Consider the following 23,156-nt stretch of genomic DNA (forward strand, 5'->3'; position numbering starts at 1 on the left):
CGTCGGTTCCTCAGTCTGTTATAAGTGGTTCTCTCTGGCCGGTCTGGTTTAGGTGGTTCTGGTGGCCGTTACCGGGTTCGAACCTCTGGTTCTCCTGATCTGTACCCATAAGGAACCACCTCAAGAGTCGAGAAACTCCCCGAACGGATCGTCCGCTCGATAAATCTGGTTGATTCTGTCGTCATCGAAGAAACCCTCTGTACCGCCATTGCTCCCATTGCCGGAAGTTGCCTTGTTGCCCGCGCCGGTTGCCTCCTCATCACTGCCTCGACTGAACGACGCCATCTTTTGTTCGAATTCAGGAAACGTCATTTCCCCATCGGGTCCCTTGGCGAAAACCGTCTTGTAGGCATCGACTACGGCCAGTGCGAAGCGAATGAACAGTGCGACCACCCAGAGCACGAACAATAAATACCATGCGTAAAGCGCTGCATCGGTACCCCTAAAGGCGAGCTCCACAACGCCGATCCCGGCGAGCCCCACTGTTACGATTTTTGCCACTCTTACCATGGCCTCAGTCCCCGATAGTTCTTTACTTCGAAGCTACCAGAACCTGAGAAAATGCAAGTTTTTCCCGGCGTCAGGCCGCTGCGGCTTGCCCGGCCAGCCACGGCGGTTTCACCTTGCTGTAGGCATCGTTCGTCATCGCCCTCAAGTCCTGCTCGAGCTCGACCCAGCAATGGGGAGCGGTGGTCATTCGGCTCAGTCGGTCCTCCGCGTATCCGATCCGGCATTGATGGAAAATGCCTCGCTCGCTCAGGGCATTGCTGATCACAAAAGTCATGTAGACGCTATCGACTCTCAGGTCCTCCAGCGGCAGCAGTGCCAACTCAAGTTCATCGTGCCAGTCACTCATGGTCGGGCTCCCTGAACATCAGCTGTTGGCCCTGTTCATACAACACCGGATAGGGGAGCGGCTCGCCGTCCTGGATCACGGTGTTCGGTGGAAAGTACATCACTATCCAGGGAGGCATGCCGGCGCTGACAGCGCCATAGAATTCATCTACAGGAAAGGTACGTTCATGGCCGGACTGCCGAAATACCAGTCGGGAATATTTCTCGGGATGGTTGGCAGCGATGTTGTAACTGGCTGCTTCACGGCCGATGACATAGCTTGGTGTCTTCCAGTGATTCGGTTGTTGGATGTTATAGGCGATGATGCAGTTGCTATCGGCACAGCCATATCGCTCGACTGTTACCGACCACAGCATGAGCGGGTTCCCATCAATCTCCGGCGTCTTCACGTCTGTGAGCTTCGTTACATTTATCGCCATCGACTCGGCGGCCTGGGTGATGGCCTCATCTACAACGGCAACATAGTGGTCATAGGCGTCATCCTCGTTCGCCGCCAGTGATTCCGGCATCCAGCCCATCAGGCTGGGTCGCGCCGAAGGGTTGTCCGGCGTCATCATGATGTCAGTGGCGTTGAAGAACAGCGTCTGGGTGCCGGTAAGATGACGAAGCGGCGCATCTAATGAGGTGGCCAATCTGGCCAGGTCGAGGGCGCTTACCAGCAAACCCTTTCGATGCGAGCGCGTCCCGTCTGGTGAATCCCGCAGGTCCTGATCGTAGACGCCGCCGGCACGGGCCAGATTCAGTGCGCGGGATGATTCGTCGTCATAGTGTCGAGGCATGACAGCGCAACCCGCGAGCGCGGCTGTAGTTACAGCAAAACAAATGGTCTTCAACTTGGTCATTTTGAACTCCTGCGTTTTCTAAAATATTCGCACGAAGTTTCAAATATGCAAGAGGAAAATCAAAATAATATTTAATAAAATCAATGTGTTGCGCTGTCAGTACAAACTTCGGTGTATCCGCAGTGGTGCATCGGGAGTGCCGCTCTTGCTAGACTTGCCAGTAGGTTTTTTTCGGTTGAGGCGAGGTGTTGGTAAATCGGAAAAGGATCAGAAATTCCCAGTTTCCCACTTATCCCAGTTTATAAGCATGGGTAGTAACCGACCGGGCCAATAGAGAAAAAGTTTCTATTCATGCAAGAAACAGCGGGATGACGACTGCCTGAACGATACTGGTCTGCGCTTTAGTGCCGATGTGCCGGTGGAAGTCATTGAACACATGCCATCGGAGCAGATCGGGCCGGACGCCGACCAGTACGACATCCTCGGCACCAAAACCTCCTACCGGCTGGCCCAGCGGGCCTCCAGTTACGTGGTGCTGAAGGTGGAACGCCCGGTGTTCCGGCGCAAAGGGCACCGAGAAGCCTGCGACAACACCGGCTCTATTTAACGTGCTGCACAACAGCCTGGCCGATGTCAGCCTGCTGGTGGACAAGTTTCAGTCCCCCTGCCGTTGTATCGTCAGCACCAGCGCATCCAGCAATCCGGCATCACCATCAGCCGCAGTACCCTGACCAAGCTGGTCAAGCGAGCCATCGACCTGCTGCGCCCCATTGTGGATGCGCAGACCGACAACGTGCCGCGCAGCCGGTACTGGCCATCGACGAAACGCTCATCAAGGCCGGCCACCAGGGCCGGTCAGGCCCCCAAAAAGGCAAGATGAGATCCGGCTGGTTCTGGCGGCTGTCTGGCGATGCTGGCGAAGTGGTGTCATCCTGACCGACAGAACAAACAGCCCGAGGCCCCGTCGCTTGCGGTGGCCAGGATCCACCTTGCCGGCAGACTCGGCTTTGCAGTTGATGAGTCTGGCATAGGAAGCGAACTTCTGAACTGACTCAAAGCGCTGGATATCACCGATTTCGTAGAGAATGGTCAGCGCTAGGATGCGCCCTACACCGGGAATGGTCCTCAGCACACTCAGAGAAGTGGGATTATGTTGTTTGGCTTGCCGCTCCAGGTGTTCTTCAAGCTTGCTCAGCTCACGGTGATAGCACTCGATGATGGCCAGGTCGAGATTGATGTTGTGCTGGACATTCTGTCCGGCAAAGGCCGCCTGAACCTGTTCCCGGACTCCCACATTCTTAAGGTTTACCTTATTGGGTGGCGGATTGTATTGGCTGGTGGTGTTCACCACGTGGGTTTTGAGCATGGCCCCGTGCTGGACGATGCGGAAGCGTCGTCGCAGTAGGTCGCGGGTGGCCCGCATCTCGTTGGGATAGGTGTAGGCCAGCGGGAAGTTGCCGTCCTTTGATTTCCTTGTGTAGCAACACCTCCCCCTGCTGGTTGATGATACAGACGTACAGGCATGCAGCAGATTGATTCCACAATAATGATGGTAGGTGCTACGATAAAGTTTATTGAGTCTTCTCCCTTGTGGTGTTTGGTCGCCTTCCAGCTTAGCGGTCAACCGCTAGACTGGGGAGAGGGCTTAATAAGTATCAGGACAGTGACATGGACCCGCAAATCCCTCGGGATCAGTTTCCTTTCACCAGTGTCCGGTTAGCAAGGCGCTGGCGCAAGTTGCTGGATGAGCGCCTGAAAGACCTGGGGGCTACCCAGGCTCGCTGGTTCACCATGGTCTGCCTGCAGCGTGATGGTGGAGGGCTGACATAGCGGGAGATAGCCCACCTGATGGTCATCGAGAATCCGACATTGGTCCGCCTGCGTGTTTTTGAGTAGGTTATGGAAAGCGCGTGACCAGGAGGTGAAGCATGCTACCTAAGGATATCGTTGTCTTTCTTGAAGAGGCTCGGCCCTATGACCGGCGACTGGCGATCGCCGCTGACATCGCTGCGTGCTGGGATGCCTGCCTGATAGCGGTGTTTGTGGCAACGCCACTGAGAGCGATGCCTCATGCGTACGCTGTGGCCGGCCCCGCCATGCGCGCCTTGCTCGAACAGCATCGCGTGCGTGTTCGGGACGCAGAGACTCAGGTCAGGGAGCGGTTTGAGGCAATGGCTCGCGCAAGAGGTATTAGCGCAGAGTGGCGCTTGTCCGAGAGCGAGGTGGCGGAGGAATTAATGCTACACGCGCGCTATGCAGGGCTGGCGTTGGTCCCTCCCTTCGAAAGCTCCCCTGAACCTTCCATGACGGTCAGGATGGCCGAGCATGTTATCTTCGGGTCTGGACGCCCGACTATACTCATTCCTGACGAGTGGCCGGCCGGACGGATTGGACGACGTATCGTTGTTGGCTGGAACGCTAGCAGGGAGGCAACACGAGCTGTCGGCGATGCGTTACCCTTCCTGGCCCAGGCAGAAGCAGTGAAGGTGGTTTGTGTCTGCGATGAACCGGATGGCGAGCTGGAGTGTAGAGAAGATTTCGGCGCGGACCTGTGTCGCCACCTCGCGCGTTATGGCGTACAGGTAACACTGGAACAAGTCGACGGTGGTAAGGTCGGCCCGGTGCTACTCGAGCAGGCGCGGGCGTTCCATGCCGACATGCTGGTGATGGGCGCCTATGGCCATACGCGGCTCACCCGACTGGTGCTGGGTAGCGCTACTCGAACTGTACTCTGTCAAGCGTCAATCCCTGTGCTGGTGTCTCGTTGACTATAAACGAACGCGCTGGCGGGCTATTGACGGAGCCCTTCGGAGAAGTTCCTTAGTAGCTGGCCTGAGAACCTGCTTGAATTGCAGGTCGAATTGGCGCAAACCTGGTTAGTGCGTAACGCAGACTTGCCTCAATGATTAGCTTACGATTTACTGTTACTGAGTCAGCAATATCAGGACAGTGATATGGACCCGCAAATCCCTCGAGATCAGTTTCCCTTCGCCAATGCCCGAGTGGCAAGGCGCTGGCGCAAGTTACTGGATGAGCGCCTGAAAGACCTGGGGGTTACCCAAGCTCGTTGGTTCACCATGGTCTGCCTGCAGCGTGGTGGTGAAGGATTGACCCAGCGGGAGTTAGCCCATTTGATGATGATCGAGAATCCGACATTGGTCCGTCTGCTTGACAGCCTTGAAGAGCAGGGGCTGATTGAACGACGGCCCTGTAAGCATGATCGGCGCGTCAGGTTGCTGTACCTTACCAATACCGGTGAGCGCTTTTCGAGCGAACTGAATGAGCGGGCGAATCTCTTGCGAGAGGAGATGCTGAAAGGCATTGAAGACCAGGATCTGGAAGTCGCTCTGCGTGTGTTTGAACGGGTTATGGAAAATTCCGCCAACCCCAAATATTACTGAACCCGAGACATTTTTCAGACGCGAGCGACAAGATTAGGATTGGAGCGTTCCGCAAATTTCGCCGGCACAGGACGGTTCCATCACGGCTGGCGGTCCGTCGTTATGTGTGTTACGTTCAGTCCATGCTGAACGAAATGAACAAGTTTTGCAGCAGCCTTCCTATCATTGTTGGCGGAACACCGAATCAACTGGCACGGGAAAGTGGGGCAGCATCCGGGAGTATGGTCTTTTGCAACCGGTTCAACCCGCCTTGACAGAGGGCGCTTTATTGAAATCTCGACGTGGCAAAAAGTGTTATTGGAGTTGGTGCTCAGGTTTGTTGCTGGGCTTCCTTGTGACGTCAGCTTCCGCCGACGGCCTGCTGTCCCTGAAAGTGGAAAACGATGCGTTTTCCGCCGGCGGCGATGGTCAATATACCAACGGCGTAGAGGTGATCTGGGCCTTTGAGCCCCCGGATCGACATTGGACCCGCCGTCTTGCGGACGTCATTCCGGGCTGGTCTGGCAGTAGTCTTGCGGGCGTAACGTACCGGCTAGGGCAACAGATCTATACGCCGGAAGATATAGAGGTTGAAGCGCTTATTAAAGATGACCGTCCCTATGCCGGCCTTTTGTTTGGCGGGATTTCGCTACTAAGCGAAAGGGAGCATGGTGGTTTGCGTTTGGCAGACAGCCTGCATATCGACGTGGGCATCGTAGGACCGGCCTCTGGTGCTGAAGTAGTCCAACGAAATTTCCATGAACTGATTGCGGCAGACAAGCCGCGGGGTTGGGACAATCAGCTTGAGAACGAGCCAGTCATCAACTTCGGGTACGAACGTGCCTGGCTTATGCAACAGGATGTCGGTGGGCTGGCCGTTGAATATGGTCCGTCTGCCGGATTTGCGCTCGGCAACCTGTATACCTACGCTTCTGGCGGCCTGGGGATTCGTTTGGGAGAGGGGCTTGATCGTAGTTTCGGCATTCCGTCAGTCGCCCCCGCACAAGGCGGGCAATCCTCTTTTCGGCGCGATCGGGGCTTTAGCTGGTACGTCTTCGCTGCCTTTGAAGGGCGCTATGTGGCACACAACCTGCTGCTCGACGGCAACAGTTTCGAGGACAGCCACTCCGTTGATAGTCGCGAGTGGGTTGGCGATGCCCAGGTGGGTGCGGCATTGACCTGGGATCGCTGGCAGATCGCTTACACCTACCTGTGGCGCAGCGAAGAATTCGAGGAAAAGGACGGCGTCGATCAGTTTGGATCGATCGTTCTGTCTACCTGGTTATAAGTGAAGGCATGAATTGAACGGTTTTTGAGTATTTTGCCCATTCAGAGGTTAGTGATATGCAGACAGAGAAGAGTTTGATGGCGCGTCTCCTTGGTGCCCGCATGCTGCCAATGTGGTTGGCGGTTCTTTTGCTGGCTGGTTGTGACAATTCCTCCGGTCAGGCAAAGGCTGAACGGTCAGCGCCGCCGCCTCCGGAAGTCGGGGTTGTTGAAATGCAGCCGCAGCGTGTGAACCTTTCAATGGAACTGCCGGGCAGGACCGCCGCTTACCGTATCTCGGAAGTGAGGCCGCAAGTCACGGGCATTTTGCAGGAGCGCTTGTTTGAACAAGGCGCCCAGGTCGAAGCAGGTGAGGTCCTCTACCAGATTGATCCCAAGCGGTACCGTGCTGCCCATCAGCGGGCCCAGGCAGAACTGGAGCGCGCACAGGCCGAATTGCGACAGGCGCAGCGGGAGTGGGCACGTACGTCAGACTTGTTTGAGAAGAACGCGGTCAGCAAGCGTCAACGTGATGAAGCGCTATCGGCCTTGGAGGCAGCCCGGGCGGATGTCTCCCGATCCCAGGCGATGGTCGAAACGGCGGGTATCGATCTGGCGTATACCGAGGTCAAGGCTCCCATCGCCGGGCGCATTGGCCCGACACTGTACACGGAGGGTGCGCTGGTGACCGCCAATCAGCCCCAGGTCCTGGCGCGCGTGGTTCAGCTTGATCCCATGTATGTCGATATTCAGCTACCGGTCGAAAAACTGGCTCGAATTCGGTCGTCTCTGAAGGAGGGCGCGGCTTCTAAGGCCGGCCCAAATGAAGCCGAGACTGTTTTGTTGCGCGAAGACGGTACCCCCTATCCGCATAAGGGACGCGTTGACGTTACGGATGTAACCGTCAACCAAAGCACCAGTTCTGTCACGGTGAGAGCCGTTTTCCCCAATCCGGACGAAGACCTTCTGCCTGGAATGTACGTGCGCGTTCGTCTGAGTGAGGGAGTTCGGGAGAACGCCCTTCTGGCGCCGCAGCAGGGCGTGAGCCGTAACCCGCAAGGAGAGGCCACCGCGTTGCTGGTCAACCCGGAGGGTGAAGTTGTCGCCCGCCAGTTAGAGGCAGAGCGGGCCATTGGCGCATTCTGGCTGGTGGAGAAGGGGTTGGAACCGGGAGATCGTCTCATCGTCTCCGGTCTGCAGAAGGTTCGGCCAGGAGCCAAGGTGAAGCCGGTTGCCGCAGATATTCCATTACATCCCACCCAAAACCAGCAAGCCAGTGGCACGAATAATCCGAAGAAGAACGCCTCCAAAGAGGAGGGCCCCGCGCAATGATTAATTTCTTTATTTCCAGGCCCGTTTTTTCCTGGGTTCTGGCCATTGTCGCCATGCTGGCAGGTATCATGGCGATCTTCGTTTTGCCGGTCCAGCGGTATCCGTCGGTGGCGCCGCCGGCGGTGGAGATTCAGGCCAGTTATCCTGGTGCCTCGGCGGACACCGTGTCCAATACGGTGGTTCAGGTCATTGAACAAGAGATGACCGGCCTCGACAACCTGCTCTATATGGGGTCGACAGCGGATTCCTCAGGCCAGGCTACGGTTACCCTCACCTTTGCGGCGGGCACCGATCCGGACATTGCCCAGGTCCAGGTGCAGAACAAGCTCAAACTGGCGGAACCCCGACTCCCGGAAGTGGTGCGCCAGCAGGGGATCAGCGTCGAGAAATCCAGCACCAGCTTTTTGATGGTAATGGCATTCGTCTCTACCGACGGTCGCCTCAGCAAACTGGATCTCGCTGACTTCATCAGCTCCGAGTTAGCGGAACCTGTCGGGCGGGTGACCGGCGTCGGCAGCGTTCAGGTTTTCGGCTCTGAATATGCGATGCGGATTTGGCTGGACCCCTCGGCGTTGACCAATTACGGCCTGACTGTTGCCGACGTAAGCGCCGCCATCGAGGCGCAAAACGCCCAGGTCACCGCCGGCCAGCTCGGCGGGCTGCCTGCAGTTGAGGGCCAGCAGCTCAATGCCACGGTCACCGCCCAGACCTTGCTCACCTCAACCGAAGAGTTCCGCAACATCCTGCTCAAGAGTATGCCCGACGGGTCCCGGGTGCGCCTGGGGGATGTTGCCCGCGTTGAGCTGGGCGGCGGTGCAGTCCAGATTGACACTTTCTACGATGGCGAGCCGGCAGCCGGCCTTGGCATCAATCTGGCGCCGGGTGCCAATTCTCTGGCGGTCACAGAGGCTGTTAAAGCGCGGGTTCAGGAGCTCGAGCCCTATTTTCCTGAAGGGGTGGAGATTCGGTACCCCTATCAGACGGCGCCCTTTGTGGAGGCCTCCATTGATGCAGTGGTGCAGACCATCATCGAGGCAGTCGCACTGGTGGTGCTGGTGATGCTGCTGTTTCTGCAGAGCTGGCGAGCCACCCTGGTGCCGGCGATCGCGATCCCGGTCGTACTGCTCGGCACCTTTGCGATCATGGCGGCTTTCGGTTTTTCCATCAACATGCTCACTCTCTTCGGTCTCGTATTGGCGATCGGCCTTCTGGTGGATGACGCCATCGTGGTGGTTGAGAACGTCGAGCGTGTGATGCATGAGGACGGCCTGGGCCCGATGGAGGCGACGCGCAAGTCCATGGGGCAGATAGCCAGCGCTCTGATTGGTATCGGTGTGGTGCTGTCTGCTGTGTTTATACCGATGGCGTTCTTCCCGGGCTCCACCGGTGCAATCTATCGGCAGTTTTCCCTGAGTATTGCTGGTGCCATGGTCCTTTCGGTGCTCGTGGCGCTGATTCTCAGCCCCATGCTGTGCGGTCGGATACTCAAGCCCACGCATGAAAGAACCCTGTTGCAAAAACTGTTCGGCTGGTTTGAAACCGGCCTGGCGCGATTAACCCGGGGGTATGTCCGGCTGGTTGGCCATACGGCGCGCCACGCATGGATTTACACCTTTGCGTTCTTCGGGATCGTCGGACTGGTCGCGGTTCTCTTTTTGCGGTTGCCCGGAGGGTTCCTGCCGGCGGAGGACCAGGGCTTTGTTGTGGTTCAGTACCAGCTGCCTCCCGGTGCAACGCAGCAGCGCACAATCGATACCATTGAGGTTATCGAAGATTACTTTATGGAGCAGGATGAGGTACAGGGCCTCTTCACAATCGCTGGTTTCAGTTTCGCTGGCCGGGCGCAGAACGCGGGATTGGCGTTCGTCAATCTCAAGCCATGGAGTGAGCGCGATCCCGAGACGCAAAGCGCCGGCGCCATCATTCAGCGGGCGAACCAGGCGCTTGCCGGGCTGGTCCGTGATGGGCGGGCTTTTGCTTTCAATTTGCCACCGATACCGGAATTGGGCCAGGCCCTGGGTTTTGAGTTGCGTTTGCAGGATCGGGGTGCCATCGGGCATGAAGCACTCATGGCAGCGCAAGGTCAGTTGCTGCAGTTGGCGGCCGAAAGCCCCGTTTTGACCAGTGTGCGTCCCAATGGTCTGGCGGACAATCCCCGCTACAAAGTCGACATCGACCACGAAAAGGCGCAGGCCCTTGGCATAGAGCTTTCTGAGATCAGTCGGCTTCTGTCGGTGACCTGGGGCTCGCAATACGTTAACGATTTTCTCCATGAGGGGCGGGTCAAGCGAGTCTATGTTCAGGGTGATGCCCCTTTCCGGATGCTGCCAGAGGATTTCGAGGCCTGGTATCTGCGAGCTGCTGATGGGGAGATGACCCCGCTGAGTGAAGTGACGAACGGGCGCTGGGAGTATGGTTCACCGCGTCTTGAGCGTTTCAACGGTGTTCCGTCCCGCCAGATTCAGGGTGAGCCGGCTCCCGGTTACAGTACCGGTGAGGCCATGGCGGAGGTCGAACGTTTGATCGCTCAACTCCCGGACGGTGTGGCCGGAGCCTGGAGTGGGCTGTCCTATCAGGAACGTCAGGCCGGTACCCAGGCCCCTCTGCTTTATGCGTTGTCGGTACTGGTGGTGTTTCTGGCACTCGCGGCGCTCTATGAAAGCTGGACCATTCCCATTTCTGTCATGTTGGCGGTGCCATTGGGCGTGCTCGGAGCGGTGCTTGCAGCCATGGTGCGCGGCCTGCCTAATGACGTCTTCTTCCAGGTCGGCATTCTGACTACCGTTGGCGTTACTGCCCGTAATGCTATTTTGCTGGTGGAGTTCGCCCGCTCCTTAGAAGATCAGGGAATGAAGCTGATTGAGGCAACCAAGGAAGCGGCGCGAGTGCGCTTGCGGCCGATTCTGATGACATCGGTCGCTTTCAGCATGGGTGTGCTGCCGCTCGCTTTTGCCAGCGGGGCCGGTGCAACCACGCGTATTGCGATAGGTACGGCGGTTCTCGGCGGCATGATTTCGGCAACGATACTGGCGACGTTCTTTATTCCACTGTTCTATGTGGTCGTTCGCCGTATCACGGATTTTCTGAGTGGCACCAGAGACCAGGACGGCTCGGCATCGGCCGCTCCCGAACGTGCAGACGGAGGTGTGGCTGATGACCGTTAAGGTATTGCTGACCACTTTGATGGTGTTGTCACTTGGTGGCTGCTCACTCGCGCCGACTGTTGAGAAACCTGAGCCGTCGATGCCGGAAAACTGGACGTCCGCACGACTTTCGGCGGACGAGAAACTCCCTCTGGACTGGTGGCGTGGCTATGGCGATCCGGCACTTGTCACGCTTGTTGAGGAGGCGCTTGATGCCAACAACGATCTGCAGCTCGCGGCTGCCCGGGTTGCCGAAGCACGGGCGCTCCTTACCGGGCAGCAGGCAGAGCAATACCCGCTTCTGGAGGTGGAGGGCTCAGCGGTGCGCCAGGGCCCGAGTGAAGAGGCCGTCAACAGCGCTGGTGGTGGTCAACCCTTCAACGATATCCAGGTTGGTGGGGTGCTATCGTACGAGCTGGATCTCTGGGGGCGGCTTGCCAATGCCAGCGAAGCAGCCCGGGCACGGCTTCTGGCCAGTGCAGCGAATCGCGAGGCCGTGCGACTGGCCGTGATTGGTGAGGTGGCCAATGGTTACTTCAATTTGCGTGCGCTTGATCGTCAGATCGACATCGCGGAACGCACCGTGTCGTCCCGCCGCGAATCGGTCGCCCTGCAACGGGCCCGGTTTGAAGGAGGCGAGATTAATGAATTGGCCCTGCGGCAGGCAGAATCCGAGCTTGCGGCCGCTGAAACCGAACTTCCGAGGCTTCGCCAGCAGCACACCCTTCAGCGAAACGCCTTGGCAGTGCTTCTGGGGCGAGATCCACAACGGATTGTACGGAGTGATATTTCCGTAGCGAATACCATTGGTGAGATGAATGTTCCGGCCAGTATCCCTGCCGGACGGCCCGCGGATCTGATTGTCCGGCGACCTGACATTGCTGCAGCTGAACAGGAGTTGATTGCGGCCAACGCCGAAATCGGTGTTGCCCGGGCGGCGTTCCTGCCCAGGATTTCGTTTGAGGGGCTGCTGGGCCTGCGAAGTGCGTCCGGTGGCGACTTGTTCCAGGGTTCCGCATCCACTTGGCAGTTGGGCGGCTCGTTAGTCGGCCCGTTGCTGGACTTTGGGCGTTCCGAGGCACTGGTCAATCAAGCGGAGGCGCGTCAACGCCAGGCTCTGATTGCCTATCGTCAGGCCATCCAGGTGGCGTTTCGGGAGGTGCTCGACGCGATGGCCGGGGTGCGTGGTACAGAAGATCGCCTGGAAGCGCAGGCCCGGCAGGTAACAGCATTGCGAAGCACAACTAAACTTGCGCGATTGCGCTTTGAGGGTGGCGCGTCCAGTTACCTGGAGGTGCTGGACGCTGAACGAAGCCTGTTTACAACCGAACTTGATCTCGTGGAAACGCGGCGCGATCACTTGCAGTCGACGGTTAATTTGTATCGGGCTCTTGGCGGGGGTTGGCAGAGTTCATTACAATCTTCTGATTATGAAAACACTGACTGATTCAGACAGGCGTTTTATTGAGCGCCTCGGTCTTCAGGCTCAATCTGAAGGCTTTTCCCGCATCGCCGGGCAACTTTGGGCGACACTGATCGTGTCGGATGGTCCGGTCAGCTCGTCGCAGCTTGTGGATACGTTGCGTGTCAGTAAGGCGAGCGTCAGTACGAATACGTGCTTTCTTGAAAGACTCGGCATTGTTGAACGTCGAACAATGCCGGGTGAGCGCCAGGACTTCTTCGCGATTCGTCCCCATCCCTACGCTGCCTTGGTGGAAGGGCAGATAAAACGGCTCGAGGCCAGAAAGGAGGTGATCGCCGAAGCCAAGGCAACCATTACCAATGAACAAACGCTTGCCAAGCTGGCTGATCTGGATCAGTTCTACACCCTGTATTATGAGAGCTCCAAAGACCTTCTAAAGCAGCTGAAATCTCAAATCCATGGACATAAAAAATAATAACATCAAAGGTTTAACCTTGGATTTAATCCGGGCCTGAAGGAAACGCGGGCTATGTCAGAGCAACCCTGGCTGGTGTTACTGCGAGGAGGCCTGAATGGTTTTTGCCATCTGGAATGTCTGGTCAGCGGCTCAAAGCAAAGCAGACTAATTAAATTGCCTCTTGCGCACCTATCTACTGATAGGTAAATTAAACGTCGTATGCTTAATGACCAACAGAGGTAACCAATGAAAATTTACGACACTGAAGGCTTTCCCAACCCGCTGCGCGTTCGCATTGCCCTTGCCGAGAAAGGTGCCACCGATAAAGTGGTGTTTGTCCCGGTGGATGTCATGGGTGGTGAACACCGTACCACTGATTTCAGGGCAAAGAACCCCGATGCCACCGTGCCGGTACTGGAGCTTGATGACGGCACCTGCATTGCACAGTGCAACGCCATCACTGAGTACCTTGACGGTGTGTTTGACGGGCCCTCCCTGACGGGCGCCTCGCCTAAAGAGCGTGCGGTTATCGCGATGATGAATATTCGTGCCGAATCCGGTTTGATGAATGCGGTGGGCGCGTATTTCCACCACGCAACCCGGGGACTGGGGCCCGACCTTGAGACATGGCAATGTCCTGACTGGGGTAATAAGCAGAAAGAGGTCGCTCAGTCCACGATGGCCTATCTCAACGAGGTGCTTGCGGAAAACGAGTTTCTTGCTGGTGACCGTTTCACTGTTGCGGATATCACGGCTTATGCCGGACTGGTGTTTGCAGAGTTCGCCAAGGTTGACATTCCCGGTCACCTGGATCATCTCCTGGCCTGGCGTGCCCGGGTCGCGGCCCGTCCGTCGATTACCGGCTGATGCCCGGGCCTTTTGGCTTGGCGGACTGATTAACCGGAGGACAGAGCATGGAAATCAATGCAGATTTCACAAAGCCCGTGGTCATTGATACTGACCAGCTTGAGTGGCGCCCTTCACCCATGAAAGGGGTGGAGCGGCGAATGCTGGATCGTATCGGTGGCGAAGTGGCCCGTGCCACCAGTATTGTGCGGTATGCGCCAGGCAGCCGGTTCTCGGCGCACACTCATGACGGTGGTGAGGAATTCATCGTACTTGACGGTGTGTTTCAGGACGAACATGGGGATTATCCTGCGGGAACCTATGTGCGGAATCCGCCAACCACCTCTCATGTACCAGGCTCTGCCGAGGGCTGTACGATTTTTGTCAAGCTCTGGCAGTTCGACCCGGCGGACCGCACCCAGTTCAGCAAAAACATGGAAGCGGAACTGGGTGCTCCGGTGGAGGGCATTTCCACCTCGCTCCTGCATGAGGACGAGCGTGAAACGGTCACTCACCGCAAGCTTGAGCCCGGTGCTAACTTGACATCAGAGGCGGCCGGCGGGATCGAGGTGTTGGTCCTGGACGGCGATGTCACGGTAAACGATGAAGTGCTGGGCAGGAATGCTTGGCTGCGTCTGCCCGAAGGAGAAGCATTGTCCGCAACGGCCGGAGCCCGTGGGGCGAAAATCTGGATGAAGACAGGGCACCTTCGGTTTGTCAGGACCCCTGAAGTGTAACCAGCAGGAGCCTGAACATTTCTGGGCTGCCAAAGAGCCAAAAAGGGCTTGATCAGGGGAAGGAATCGTAACCTTCCCCTGATCAAGGTGCCATACACGGCAACTGCCTGAGTGAACGACGTTAACCATTGACTAATTATGAACCGTGACACAAGAACCGCCCTGTTAGACTTCGCAGAGCGCACCGCCCGATCAAGAGGGTTTGACGGATTCAGCTATGCGGATCTCGCGAAGGCCATTGGCATCAGAAAGGCTTCCATTCATTATCATTTTCCGACCAAGGCGGACTTGTCGGAGCGTTTGATCGAGCGGTATCACACCAGCCTGAAAGAGCGGCTGGTTGAAATAGAGGCGGCCTGTTCCAGCGCCGGCGAACGCCTGAGTGCTCTCATCGCTGTGTACCGAAGTGCCCTGCATGACGGCCAGACCGTCTGCCTGTGCGTTGCCTTTTCAATCTGTCGCGAAAGCCTGCCCGAGGCGGTTGTCAACCGGGTGGGTAGCGTTCGGGCAATGGTGCTGGACTGGACCAGGGCAACCTTTGAACTGGGCCTGAGGGATGGGTCAATTTCGTCCATTTCTGATCCCTCACAAGAAGCCTGCGCAACCCTGGCCACGCTGGAAGGCGCCCACCTGGCGGCACGCACAGCACAAGACCCAGCTCCATTTGATGCGGCTACACAACTTTTAAGGGCTCGCTGCCAAAGTGCTTCGGAAGGGAACAACACTGGCGCTTGAATGGCAGTGAATGAGACGCGACAGAAAGTCGTGACATTAACCTGTTATCAGGAGGTGCAACATGACCCCTCACAACCTGCCAAGATTTGATCACAATCCGTTACGCTACACAGCACTCGGAAACTCGGGCTTGTTCGTCTCCGAACTCTGCCTGGGAACCATGACCTTCGGCGGTGATGAAGACATCTGGGGCCTGATCGGCCAGTTGCAGCAGGAACAGGCCGACGAACTGGTGAAGATCGCTCTGGAGGCGGGAATCAACTTTATCGATACCGCCAACATCTATGGCTTCGGGGCCAGCGAGCGCATCGTCGGCCAGTCCCTGAAGAACCTCGGCGTTCGCCGGGAAGATGTCGTGCTGGCCACCAAGGTGCTCGGCCCGATGGGCGAGGGCCCCAATGCCCGCGGTGCTTCCCGCGGCCACATCATGAGCGAATGCAAGGCGAGCCTGGCGCGCCTGCAAACGGATTATATCGACCTGTACCAGATCCACGGTTTTGACCCGGCCACCCCGATCGAGGAGACCCTGGAGGCACTGAACACCCTGGTGCAACAGGGCCATGTGCGTTATGTGGGCTTGTCTAACTGGGCCGCCTGGCAGGTCATGAAGGCCATCGGTATCACCCGGGCCCGCAACCTGTGCCCGGTAACGTCTCTGCAGGCGTACTACACCCTGGTGGGGCGCGACCTGGAACGGGAGGTGATCCCCATGCTGGCGTCGGAAAAGGTCGGGTTGATGGTGTGGAGCCCGCTGGCCGGCGGTTACCTTTCCGGCAAATACGAGGATCCGGACGTATCCGAGGAGAACCGGCGCACTAAGTTCGACTTCCCTCCGGTTAACCGCGAGCGGGGCAAAGAGGTTATCAAGGTCATGCGTGAGGTGGCTGACGGAAAGCAGATTGACGGCGAACCCGTCACCGTGGCCCAGATCGCTCTTGCGTGGCTACTGCACCAGGAACCTGTATCCAGTGTTATTGTTGGTGCCAAGCGACCAGATCAGTTGAAAGCCAATATCCGGGCCGCACAGATCCGATTGTCTGATGACGAGCGTAAAGCTCTGGACGAGGTGAGTCGTATCCCGGAGGAGTACCCGGGCTGGATGATGGCAATGATGGCCGGGTACCGAAATCCTTCCGAGCCTTAATCCGATAGCGACCCACTGCACACATTTCGCTGCGCCTTGGCTGCGCAGCCAAACAACGGGAAAACTCGTCTATGCTGTCAAAAGTTAAACGTCCGTGGCTACTGGCCACATCGACGACGCTGTTGGTTGTTTCAACCCCGGGCCTGGCAAACTCGGCGTGGGACGCCAGCCTGGGTGCGGGTGTACTCTATACTCCGGACTACCTTGGCAGCGACGATTATGAAACCAGGGTCTGGCCGACGATCAATGTGAGCTATGGTGACCGTTTCTACTTTAACATTCGCGATGGTCTTGGCTGGAACCTGATTCGCCACGGCAACTGGAAGCTGTCGCCCTTTATTGGTTACATTCCGGGGCGCGACAATGACGAGGATCTTGAACGCCTGGACAAGATTGATGGCGGCGCGATCGCCGGCTTGCGCGTTGCTTACAACCACGACGCATGGTCGTACAGCGCAGCCGTCCAATCTCCCTTCACCGGCGATGTCGATGGCTATCAGGTGGTGCTTAAGGCACGATGGCGGAACCAGCTCGGCGATCAATGGTTTGCCTCCCTGGGGCCGAACCTGACCTACAGCAGTGATGACTGGACAGACGATAGGTTTGGTATTTCCGATACGGAAAGTGCCCGCTCCGGCTTGGCCTCTTATAGCCCTGATGGCTATGCCCGGTATGGCCTGACAGGCAGTTTAACCTACTCGTTGTCTGCGCAATGGTCGGTCACCGCGACCGCTGGGGTGTCACAATTAACCGGCGATGCCGAGGATAGCCCGATTGTCAGTGATATCGGGGAGGCTACCCAAGCCTACACCGGTGTTTTTATGAGTTACCGATTCTGAATGTCTTCGGGGACCGGGGCAATTCTTGTCACGGGAATGGGCAAGTAACCCCTGAATCTCCCGGTTCTGGCTTCGTCGGCTATGTAAGGATTACTTCGGAGCTCAAACACCTGGCTCACTTTTCCTTTAACCGAAACCAGAGTGCGTAAAGCGCCGGAACAAACAGTAGGGTGATCAGAGTGCCGACTGCTACGCCCCCTATAAGTACATAAGCGAGCGGCCCCCAGAACAGGTCAAAGGTCAGAGGTACAAACGCCAGAACGGCCGCCAGGGCAGTGAGTACCACGGGGCGAGCGCGTTGGACGGCTGCCTCGACCACGGCTTCCCGAGCAGCCATCCCAGTTGTGAAGTTGTCCTGCACCTGCTGCGTCAGAATCATGGTGTTTCGCATCAGGATACCGCCCAGGCCAATGAGCCCCAACAACGCGGTAAAGCCAAAAGGTTGATTAAACAACAGCAAAGCCAGCACAGCGCCAATGAGTCCCAATGGCGCGGTGGCCAGAACGGTCAAGGTGCCGATAAATGAACGCATCTGAAGCATGATGAAAATCAGCATCAACGCCAACATCACCGGTTGTAAAGTCTGAATGGAGGCGTTGGCTTTGGCGGATTGCTCCACCGTACCGCCAATTTCAATACGATAACCGTCCGGTAACCGTTCACGCAGGCCTGCCATCGTACTCCAGATCTCTTTGGTGACATCCGGTGGCTGGGCGCCTTCCACATCCGCCTGAACGGCCAGGAAGGGGGCGCGGTTGTAACGCTTTATAACCGGTTCCTCATAACGAACCTGCCACTGCCCCAGTTGTTTTACGGAGAGTTTGCGGCCGTCGCGGGTTTTGATTTCAAGATCTTCGGGCATCATGATTTCACCGCGGGCATTACGCGCCACCAGTTGAACGCTCCTTATGCCCTGGCGTAACTCGGTAACGGCCACGCCGCGAAGCTGGAACTGGAGTTGCCGTGCAACCTCTGCCGGGGTCAGGCCCATCCAGCCCAGGTTTTCCGGGTCCAACTCAAGATAGAGCGTGGGCACACGCTCATCCCATTCGAGGTGCGGCATGACGATGTTCGGATGCCCGGTCATGAGAGTCCGAATCTGGTGCGCGATCTCTCTGAGTTGATCGGGTTCCGGACCCAACACTCGAAAACTGACCGGCCAGGCCACCGGCGGGCCGTACAGCAAACGCGTTACACGCACTCTCGCCTCAGGAAACTCACCCGCCGCGATTTTGGCCTCCAGCGTCGAGATGATGTGATCGCGCCCTTCAACGTCCTGCCCGATGGCAATCAACTTGGCAAACGCCGGGTCCGGCTGCTCGGGGTTTGCCGATACGAAGAATCTGGGTGCACCGGCACCGATGTAAGCGGACAGGCTTTTAACCTCCGGCATGTCCATCAATATCGCTTCGAGGCGTCTGACGCTTTGATCCGTGGTGGCAATAGCGCTCCCCTGCGGAGCATAGACACTGATCAGAACCTCGGGGCGATCAGAACTGGGAAAAAACTGCTTCTGTACCTGGGCTGCCATACCGAAAGCACTGAGAGCCAGTAAACCCACTGTGAGAAAAACGACGGTTTTCCGGTACCTTACACACGCTGCAATCACCCCACGCAACCGCTGATAAAAAGCGCTTTGATAAAGGTCCTGGCCAGTATGCCCGATGTAATCGGGCAATAGCTTGACGCCCAGATAAGGCGTAAAGGTGACCGCCACCCCCCAGGAAATCAGCAACGCAAAAGCCAGCACCCAGAAGATGTTACCGGTGTATTCCCCGACACCCGACTGAGCAAAGCCGATGGGGACAAAACCGGCCACTGTTACTAGCGTTCCAGACAGCATGGGCGCGGCTGTGACGCTCCAGGCATGACTGGCTGCCCGTACCCGGTCCCAGCCACTCTCCATCTTCACAATCATCATTTCAATGGCGATGATCGCATCGTCCACTAACAGGCCCAGTGCGATAATCAACGCGCCCAGGGTGATGCGGTCCAGGTTAATGCCCGCTATTTTCATCAATAAAAAGGTCAGCCCGAGAGTAACGGGAATCGCAATGCCCACCACTAAACCCGCACGCAGGCCGATCGCCAGAATACTGACGCCCATTACGACGACCAATGCCACCAGAAACTTGACCTGAAAAAGATCAACGGCCTGAGTGATGGCCTCAGCCTGGTTGGTCAGGGTCTGTATTGACATCCCCAGGGGCAGCCTGGCCTGTTCAGTGCTGACAAACTTACTGAGCCGTTCACCAAACTCCAGGCCATTTTCGCCCGCCTCCATGACGACGCCCAGGAGGATCGCATCCTCACCGCTGGAACGGACGATGTAGTTCAACGGATCTTCATAGCCCAAACGCACCTCGGCCAGATCAGACACGGTGATAACTTGGTCTCCGATACGCAGAGGTACTGAGGCGAGGCGCTCAAGGTCAGACAGGTCAATGTTGCTGCGGACATAAACCCGCGGGCCGGCAAGATCAACAAAGCCCAGAGGCTCAAGGCGATTGTTGGCCTCTATCGCCTGCAACACTTCTTCTGCCGACAAGCCGAGATTGTTGAGCCGGTCCTGATCAAACTCGAGATACACCCGCTCAGGACGCTCGGCCAGGATCTGTGCCTTTTGCAAGCCGGGTAGCCGTTGCAGGCGATCTCGTATCGCTTCTGCCTCGCGGGTCAGTTCACGCATTGGCATTCCCGGTGCTGTGAGGGCCATCAGGGAGAAATACACGTCTGAGAAATCATCGTTAACGATGGGGCCGATGACACCACGGGGGAGATTGGGGCTTTCATCGGACATGCGCTTGCGAACTTGATAGAAGAGATCGGGCATTTTTTCACTAGGCGTATAATCCTGGAACCGGATAAGCATGGTGGCCTGTCCGGGCCGAATGGTGGTTTCAACAGTGTCGAAATACGCCACTTCCTGTATTCGTTTTTCCAGGCGGTCCACCACCTGATTCCGTAGCACCTCAGGGGTTGCTCCTGGCCAAACCACAGAAACCACCATTGCCCGGACAGTGAACGCAGGGTCTTCCGCCCGACCAAGGGATGAGAACGCGTAGAAGCCCGCAACAACGGACATCAAAAGAAAAAAGAGGGTGACCGAACGCTCGCGCACTGCCAGTGCGGAAAGATTAGGCAGGCTCATTGAGCCAGCTCCCGCACCGCCATGCCAGGCGTGAGCAGGTGTGTCCCTAATGCGACGATCGGCGTAGTCGCGTTGATGTTGGCCCGGATCTGCGCATACTCCTCACCCAAATCGATAACCTCGACCGCAAGGGGGGTCACCATGCCGTCGGAGACCAACCAGACCTGCGGCGTTTCTCCTCTCTCATCAAGGGCACCCAGCGGTACACGATGGCTGGCCGTGGTTTGTTTCTGCATCAGCCGGACACTCACCACTGAACCAAGCGTTAAAGACGAAGGGTAGGGCCCCTCCAGGCTGTATCGGGCACGCCAGCTCCGGCTTCTGGCGTCGGCAGCCCCGGCAATCTCTCTCAGATTCACCGCAAGCTGTTCGCCATTGGGTAAAGGAACATAACCTTGCCGGGGCGGGTTGCTGCCCTGAGGTAAAAAGACCTCGACTTCCAGGGATTGATCTTCAGCCAGAACGGCAAGGGTTTGACCGACACCCACAACCTGGCCGGGCTCAACGATGACCTCGGTGATCACGCCTGCATTGGCGGCTTTTAGTTCCGCATATCCCAGAGCATTCTGAGCCTGCTGATTTCGTGCAGAAGCCGTTTCCACCTGGCTGCGTGCTTCACGCTCCGCCAGTTCAAGGCGTTGCAGGGTTTGTTCGCTGACAAACTGACGTCCTACCAGTTCCTGCTGTCGCTGGAGCTCATTAGTGGCAATGGCCAGGGCCGCTTCTGCACGCCTCAGATCTGCGGCGGCCCCCTCCGCGGTTGCGATAAGGTCTCGTGAATCGAGTTTGAACAGTAAGTCGCCTTTTTCCACGCGCTGACCGGGATCGATGAAACGTTGTTGAATCCGGCCGGCGATCTGAAAGGCCTGGGGAACTTCGTGGCGGCCTCGCAGGGTTCCTGAAAACCTCTGAGATGTTGGACCTGCCTCCTTCAATTCCACTGTTTTTACCCAGGGAACAGGGGGGCGGGCCTCTGGAGGCGTTTCCGCGGACTGCTGACAACCTGACAGAATGAGCAGCGAGATAAACAGGGTCAGCAGAAAGCGCATGGCAGATGTCTCGATCGGCAAGATTAAGGTGTGGATATCAGTTCTCGCGGCATCCAGATAAAGCTAGTTGCAGGATAGCATCGCGAACGATGTCCTTCTGCTCCATAGGCAGAAAATGGGTCGTGCCCTCAAGAACCCTGACGTCAGCCGAAGGCAGCAGGGCCTTCAGGCGTTTTTGTGCCTTTGGTGAGAAGGTTGACCCGCGTTCCGCGGCCAGTGCTATAACCGGGCACCGCAACTGACGAATACCGGGCCAGGGGTTGTGTTCGGTATGGGCAAAGGTGGTGCTCTCCCATTCGGGCGCACACGCCAATTGAACTTGGTCACCCTGCGGCACGAAGGCGTGTTGGACGTAGGCGTTCAGCCATGCTTCGGGCCAGGTCTTGAAGCCACCGCGGCCACGATAGTTGTCCAGCGCAGCAGCGTGCGAATCAAATACCCTGCGCCGACGTGCCGCTCCGGCGGCCAGCGACAACCGATGTGACTGACGCAGCAGCTTGGCCAGCCCCAACTTCAGGCCCTGCACCGGATCCATGATCACCGGTTCCGCCAGAATCAGACCCAGCACTTTGTCAGGCCGCCGGGCAGCGGCCATGATGCTGGTGGTGGCACCGATGGAATGGCCGGCAAGCCAGACCGGTTCGTCCAGGCATTCCAGCAGAGCGATCAGGTCGCGATAATAGGTTTCCCAGCCCCGGAATGTCGACAGGTTGGCTGCACCAACGCTGGCCCCGTGTCCTCGCATGTCCCAGGCCAGGACATTGACGTCCGTGGCGAGCTCGTCAAGCAGTGGATGGTACAGGCGGCCATGGAAACCCGTGGCATGGGCCCAGTGCAGTGTGGGTCGCGCTTTGGATTGCGGCCAGCGCCACAGTGCGATATCGGCGCCATCCGTCGCCCGGAATTCGTCGCGTTCAGGTGTGTTGTGCTTAATGTCCATGACGGTCTTCTTGTTGGGCGGCCATTGTCGGGAGCAATAACTGAACCTGACCAGTGGCGATCGGTTTTTTATCATCGCCTTGCCAGCAGGTCACCTGGACCAGGCTGGTGCGCCTGCCTTGCCGAATAATGTCGGCCCTGGCGAACGTCGATCGGGCCTTCGCGGAGCGGAGGTAATTGATGTGGCTGTCGAGAATGCGCGGGCAACGTGTCTCTGCATCCTGGCTTTGCGCAGCCACCCGCGCGGTGAGTTCGATCAGGGCTCCAAGCACGCCGCCATGGAGGGCTGGTAGCATGAAGTTGCCAATCAGCGCTTCACGACACGGCAAATGAACCAATACGCCTACATCACCGCGCTGAACCTCAAGCCCGAGGTGCTGTGCATAGGGAATGCGCTCCAGAAGAGCCTGCCAGTCAGCACATTCTTTCGCACTTTCCGCAGTGCCTGAGATTTGTGGGGCCGAATCGCCAGTCGTGCTCATGCGCTCTCCTTTCCTGGTCCACCTGCATGCAATTGCTGTCCCTGGGTGTTACGCATGAAGGTGGCGTTTGCCGTCGCTAGTAACTCGCGATTTCCCTCGCTAAGGATGTCACAATGAATAAACGCGACATCGTCCGATAAATGACGACAGGTGGCCACCGCTGACAGGGCCCGGTCGCCGATGGCAGGCCGCAAATAATCCATGCGCAGATCCAGAGTGGCAATGGGCATCAACTCCAGGGCACCCGCGAATACCGCCAAGCCTCCGGCGGAGTCTGCCAGCGAGTAAAGTACGCTGGTGCAGATTTCTTTTGTATCCTTATGGGCGAACATCCATGACTGCGGGGTTAGCCGCATACAGACCTGGCCCTGGTCTACCGAGACAACTTGCATGCCCAGATCCCTGCCGTGAGGAACCTGTTCGGTGAACTGCCACGCCGTCGTCACAGCGTCACTGTGCTGAAGTTTGTTCAGATCGTTCATCAGATCCGCCCAGTCTGACATGCATTTCGCGCAGGGGCGGAAGTGTAGAGGACCAGTGGATTGTCATAGGTCATTGCCATGGCGTTCTCTTGTGAGTAGCATTGTTTCCAAAGT

At 57.5% G+C, this 23,156-nt stretch carries 22 protein-coding genes and 2 pseudogenes; 15 read left to right on the forward strand and 9 right to left on the reverse strand.

The features are described 5' to 3' along the window. Positions 1–120: 120 nt before the first annotated feature. The 3 genes from QPL98_RS09550 to QPL98_RS09560 form a co-directional block, all read right to left on the reverse strand. Positions 121–510 carry a hypothetical protein gene (locus QPL98_RS09550; RefSeq protein WP_011784116.1) on the reverse strand — a complete coding sequence of 130 codons (390 nt, stop codon included), beginning with the start codon at positions 508–510 and terminating at the stop codon, positions 121–123. Positions 511–580: 70 nt separating this feature from the next. After that, positions 581–856, reverse strand: coding sequence for a hypothetical protein (locus QPL98_RS09555; RefSeq protein ID WP_011784117.1), 276 nt, complete (start codon positions 854–856; stop codon positions 581–583). Further along, a complete protein-coding gene (locus QPL98_RS09560) occupies positions 849–1,697 on the reverse strand; it encodes a hypothetical protein (protein ID WP_011784118.1) in 849 nt (282 codons plus the stop codon). The genes QPL98_RS09555 and QPL98_RS09560 overlap by 8 nt, the downstream gene beginning before the upstream one ends. A 376-nt stretch (positions 1,698–2,073) precedes the next feature. On the opposite strand from QPL98_RS09560, the gene QPL98_RS09565 reads away from it, so the two are divergent. Together QPL98_RS09565 and QPL98_RS09570 are read left to right on the forward strand one after the other, a co-directional pair. Further along, complete coding sequence (locus tag QPL98_RS09565) at positions 2,074–2,244, forward strand: hypothetical protein (RefSeq protein WP_220150157.1); 171 nt, start codon at positions 2,074–2,076, stop codon at positions 2,242–2,244. A 63-nt stretch (positions 2,245–2,307) separates the two neighbouring features. Continuing rightward, the gene (locus QPL98_RS09570) at positions 2,308–2,517 is read left to right on the forward strand and encodes a transposase (RefSeq protein WP_022988836.1); all 210 of its coding nucleotides are present in this window, start codon (positions 2,308–2,310) and stop codon (positions 2,515–2,517) included. On the opposite strand, the pseudogene QPL98_RS09575 reads toward QPL98_RS09570, so the two are convergent. Beyond that, positions 2,470–3,096: pseudogene (locus tag QPL98_RS09575) on the reverse strand (transposase); the annotation flags it as partial. The gene QPL98_RS09570 and the pseudogene QPL98_RS09575 sit on opposite strands and share 48 nt — an antisense overlap. 209 nt (positions 3,097–3,305) lie before the next feature. Between QPL98_RS09575 and QPL98_RS09580 the strand changes: the two are divergent. The 13 genes and pseudogenes from QPL98_RS09580 to QPL98_RS09640 form a co-directional block, all read left to right on the forward strand. Continuing rightward, positions 3,306–3,464: pseudogene (locus tag QPL98_RS09580) on the forward strand (MarR family transcriptional regulator); the annotation flags it as partial. A 101-nt stretch (positions 3,465–3,565) separates the two neighbouring features. Further along, positions 3,566–4,405 carry a universal stress protein gene (locus tag QPL98_RS09585; protein ID WP_011784122.1) on the forward strand — a complete coding sequence of 280 codons (840 nt, stop codon included), beginning with the start codon at positions 3,566–3,568 and terminating at the stop codon, positions 4,403–4,405. A 186-nt stretch (positions 4,406–4,591) separates the two neighbouring features. Beyond that, on the forward strand, positions 4,592–5,038 hold the full coding sequence (locus QPL98_RS09590; protein ID WP_303293153.1) for a MarR family transcriptional regulator: 447 nt from the start codon (positions 4,592–4,594) through the stop codon (positions 5,036–5,038). A gap of 334 nt (positions 5,039–5,372) precedes the next feature. Continuing rightward, positions 5,373–6,305, forward strand: a complete 933-nt coding sequence (locus QPL98_RS09595; RefSeq protein ID WP_303293154.1) for a lipid A deacylase LpxR family protein — start codon at positions 5,373–5,375, stop codon at positions 6,303–6,305. A gap of 77 nt (positions 6,306–6,382) precedes the next feature. After that, positions 6,383–7,615, forward strand: coding sequence for an efflux RND transporter periplasmic adaptor subunit (locus tag QPL98_RS09600; RefSeq protein WP_303293155.1), 1,233 nt, complete (start codon positions 6,383–6,385; stop codon positions 7,613–7,615). After that, positions 7,612–10,779 (forward strand): efflux RND transporter permease subunit, encoded by a 3,168-nt coding sequence (locus QPL98_RS09605; protein WP_303293156.1) that lies wholly within the window; start codon positions 7,612–7,614, stop codon positions 10,777–10,779. Before QPL98_RS09600 ends, QPL98_RS09605 begins: the two co-directional genes overlap by 4 nt. Beyond that, positions 10,769–12,205, forward strand: coding sequence for an efflux transporter outer membrane subunit (locus QPL98_RS09610; protein WP_303293157.1), 1,437 nt, complete (start codon positions 10,769–10,771; stop codon positions 12,203–12,205). Before QPL98_RS09605 ends, QPL98_RS09610 begins: the two co-directional genes overlap by 11 nt. Further along, entirely contained in the window at positions 12,189–12,656 is a 468-nt protein-coding gene (locus tag QPL98_RS09615) for a GbsR/MarR family transcriptional regulator (RefSeq protein WP_303293158.1), read from the forward strand. Before QPL98_RS09610 ends, QPL98_RS09615 begins: the two co-directional genes overlap by 17 nt. Positions 12,657–12,884: 228 nt before the next feature. Beyond that, positions 12,885–13,505, forward strand: a complete 621-nt coding sequence (locus tag QPL98_RS09620) for a glutathione S-transferase family protein (RefSeq protein WP_011784129.1) — start codon at positions 12,885–12,887, stop codon at positions 13,503–13,505. 47 nt (positions 13,506–13,552) lie between these two features. Next, positions 13,553–14,221 carry a cupin domain-containing protein gene (locus tag QPL98_RS09625; RefSeq protein WP_011784130.1) on the forward strand — a complete coding sequence of 223 codons (669 nt, stop codon included), beginning with the start codon at positions 13,553–13,555 and terminating at the stop codon, positions 14,219–14,221. A 138-nt stretch (positions 14,222–14,359) separates the two neighbouring features. Beyond that, positions 14,360–14,956, forward strand: coding sequence for a TetR/AcrR family transcriptional regulator (locus QPL98_RS09630; protein ID WP_011784131.1), 597 nt, complete (start codon positions 14,360–14,362; stop codon positions 14,954–14,956). Between the two features lie 61 nt (positions 14,957–15,017). Further along, positions 15,018–16,100: an aldo/keto reductase gene (locus tag QPL98_RS09635; RefSeq protein ID WP_011784132.1), complete on the forward strand. Its 1,083-nt coding sequence runs from the start codon at positions 15,018–15,020 to the stop codon at positions 16,098–16,100. Positions 16,101–16,171: 71 nt separating this feature from the next. Continuing rightward, a complete protein-coding gene (locus QPL98_RS09640) occupies positions 16,172–16,939 on the forward strand; it encodes a MipA/OmpV family protein (RefSeq protein WP_303293159.1) in 768 nt (255 codons plus the stop codon). A gap of 115 nt (positions 16,940–17,054) precedes the next feature. Here QPL98_RS09640 and QPL98_RS09645 read toward each other — a convergent pair whose 3' ends face one another. Genes QPL98_RS09645 through QPL98_RS09665 form a run of 5 tightly spaced genes read right to left on the reverse strand, consistent with a single transcriptional unit; the run spans position 17,055 to position 23,042 of the window. Continuing rightward, positions 17,055–20,090, reverse strand: coding sequence for an efflux RND transporter permease subunit (locus tag QPL98_RS09645; RefSeq protein ID WP_011784134.1), 3,036 nt, complete (start codon positions 20,088–20,090; stop codon positions 17,055–17,057). Next, positions 20,087–21,139: an efflux RND transporter periplasmic adaptor subunit gene (locus QPL98_RS09650; protein WP_011784135.1), complete on the reverse strand. Its 1,053-nt coding sequence runs from the start codon at positions 21,137–21,139 to the stop codon at positions 20,087–20,089. The genes QPL98_RS09645 and QPL98_RS09650 overlap by 4 nt, the downstream gene beginning before the upstream one ends. A 37-nt stretch (positions 21,140–21,176) precedes the next feature. Further along, positions 21,177–22,079, reverse strand: a complete 903-nt coding sequence (locus QPL98_RS09655) for an alpha/beta fold hydrolase (RefSeq protein WP_011784136.1) — start codon at positions 22,077–22,079, stop codon at positions 21,177–21,179. Next, the gene (locus QPL98_RS09660; RefSeq protein ID WP_011784137.1) at positions 22,069–22,560 is read right to left on the reverse strand and encodes a PaaI family thioesterase; all 492 of its coding nucleotides are present in this window, start codon (positions 22,558–22,560) and stop codon (positions 22,069–22,071) included. Before QPL98_RS09660 ends, QPL98_RS09655 begins: the two co-directional genes overlap by 11 nt. Next, on the reverse strand, positions 22,557–23,042 hold the full coding sequence (locus QPL98_RS09665; protein WP_031209883.1) for a PaaI family thioesterase: 486 nt from the start codon (positions 23,040–23,042) through the stop codon (positions 22,557–22,559). Before QPL98_RS09665 ends, QPL98_RS09660 begins: the two co-directional genes overlap by 4 nt. Positions 23,043–23,156 lie beyond the last annotated feature (114 nt).

The organism is Marinobacter sp. ST-43 (assembly GCF_030541085.1).
GTDB lineage: Bacteria > Pseudomonadota > Gammaproteobacteria > Pseudomonadales > Oleiphilaceae > Marinobacter > Marinobacter nauticus.

Coding starts and splice junctions, on each gene's coding strand:
- QPL98_RS09665 (WP_031209883.1), bottom strand. CDS start 23,042: ATGAACGATCTGAACAAACTTCAGCACAGTGACGCTGTGACGACGGCG.
- QPL98_RS09615 (WP_303293158.1), top strand. CDS start 12,189: ATGAAAACACTGACTGATTCAGACAGGCGTTTTATTGAGCGCCTCGGT.
- QPL98_RS09635 (WP_011784132.1), top strand. CDS start 15,018: ATGACCCCTCACAACCTGCCAAGATTTGATCACAATCCGTTACGCTAC.
- QPL98_RS09560 (WP_011784118.1), bottom strand. CDS start 1,697: ATGACCAAGTTGAAGACCATTTGTTTTGCTGTAACTACAGCCGCGCTC.
- QPL98_RS09620 (WP_011784129.1), top strand. CDS start 12,885: ATGAAAATTTACGACACTGAAGGCTTTCCCAACCCGCTGCGCGTTCGC.
- QPL98_RS09630 (WP_011784131.1), top strand. CDS start 14,360: ATGAACCGTGACACAAGAACCGCCCTGTTAGACTTCGCAGAGCGCACC.
- QPL98_RS09565 (WP_220150157.1), top strand. CDS start 2,074: ATGCCATCGGAGCAGATCGGGCCGGACGCCGACCAGTACGACATCCTC.
- QPL98_RS09640 (WP_303293159.1), top strand. CDS start 16,172: ATGCTGTCAAAAGTTAAACGTCCGTGGCTACTGGCCACATCGACGACG.
- QPL98_RS09600 (WP_303293155.1), top strand. CDS start 6,383: ATGGCGCGTCTCCTTGGTGCCCGCATGCTGCCAATGTGGTTGGCGGTT.
- QPL98_RS09590 (WP_303293153.1), top strand. CDS start 4,592: ATGGACCCGCAAATCCCTCGAGATCAGTTTCCCTTCGCCAATGCCCGA.
- QPL98_RS09660 (WP_011784137.1), bottom strand. CDS start 22,560: ATGAGCACGACTGGCGATTCGGCCCCACAAATCTCAGGCACTGCGGAA.
- QPL98_RS09585 (WP_011784122.1), top strand. CDS start 3,566: ATGCTACCTAAGGATATCGTTGTCTTTCTTGAAGAGGCTCGGCCCTAT.
- QPL98_RS09645 (WP_011784134.1), bottom strand. CDS start 20,090: ATGAGCCTGCCTAATCTTTCCGCACTGGCAGTGCGCGAGCGTTCGGTC.
- QPL98_RS09550 (WP_011784116.1), bottom strand. CDS start 510: ATGGTAAGAGTGGCAAAAATCGTAACAGTGGGGCTCGCCGGGATCGGC.
- QPL98_RS09555 (WP_011784117.1), bottom strand. CDS start 856: ATGAGTGACTGGCACGATGAACTTGAGTTGGCACTGCTGCCGCTGGAG.
- QPL98_RS09655 (WP_011784136.1), bottom strand. CDS start 22,079: ATGGACATTAAGCACAACACACCTGAACGCGACGAATTCCGGGCGACG.
- QPL98_RS09650 (WP_011784135.1), bottom strand. CDS start 21,139: ATGCGCTTTCTGCTGACCCTGTTTATCTCGCTGCTCATTCTGTCAGGT.
- QPL98_RS09605 (WP_303293156.1), top strand. CDS start 7,612: ATGATTAATTTCTTTATTTCCAGGCCCGTTTTTTCCTGGGTTCTGGCC.
- QPL98_RS09610 (WP_303293157.1), top strand. CDS start 10,769: ATGACCGTTAAGGTATTGCTGACCACTTTGATGGTGTTGTCACTTGGT.
- QPL98_RS09625 (WP_011784130.1), top strand. CDS start 13,553: ATGGAAATCAATGCAGATTTCACAAAGCCCGTGGTCATTGATACTGAC.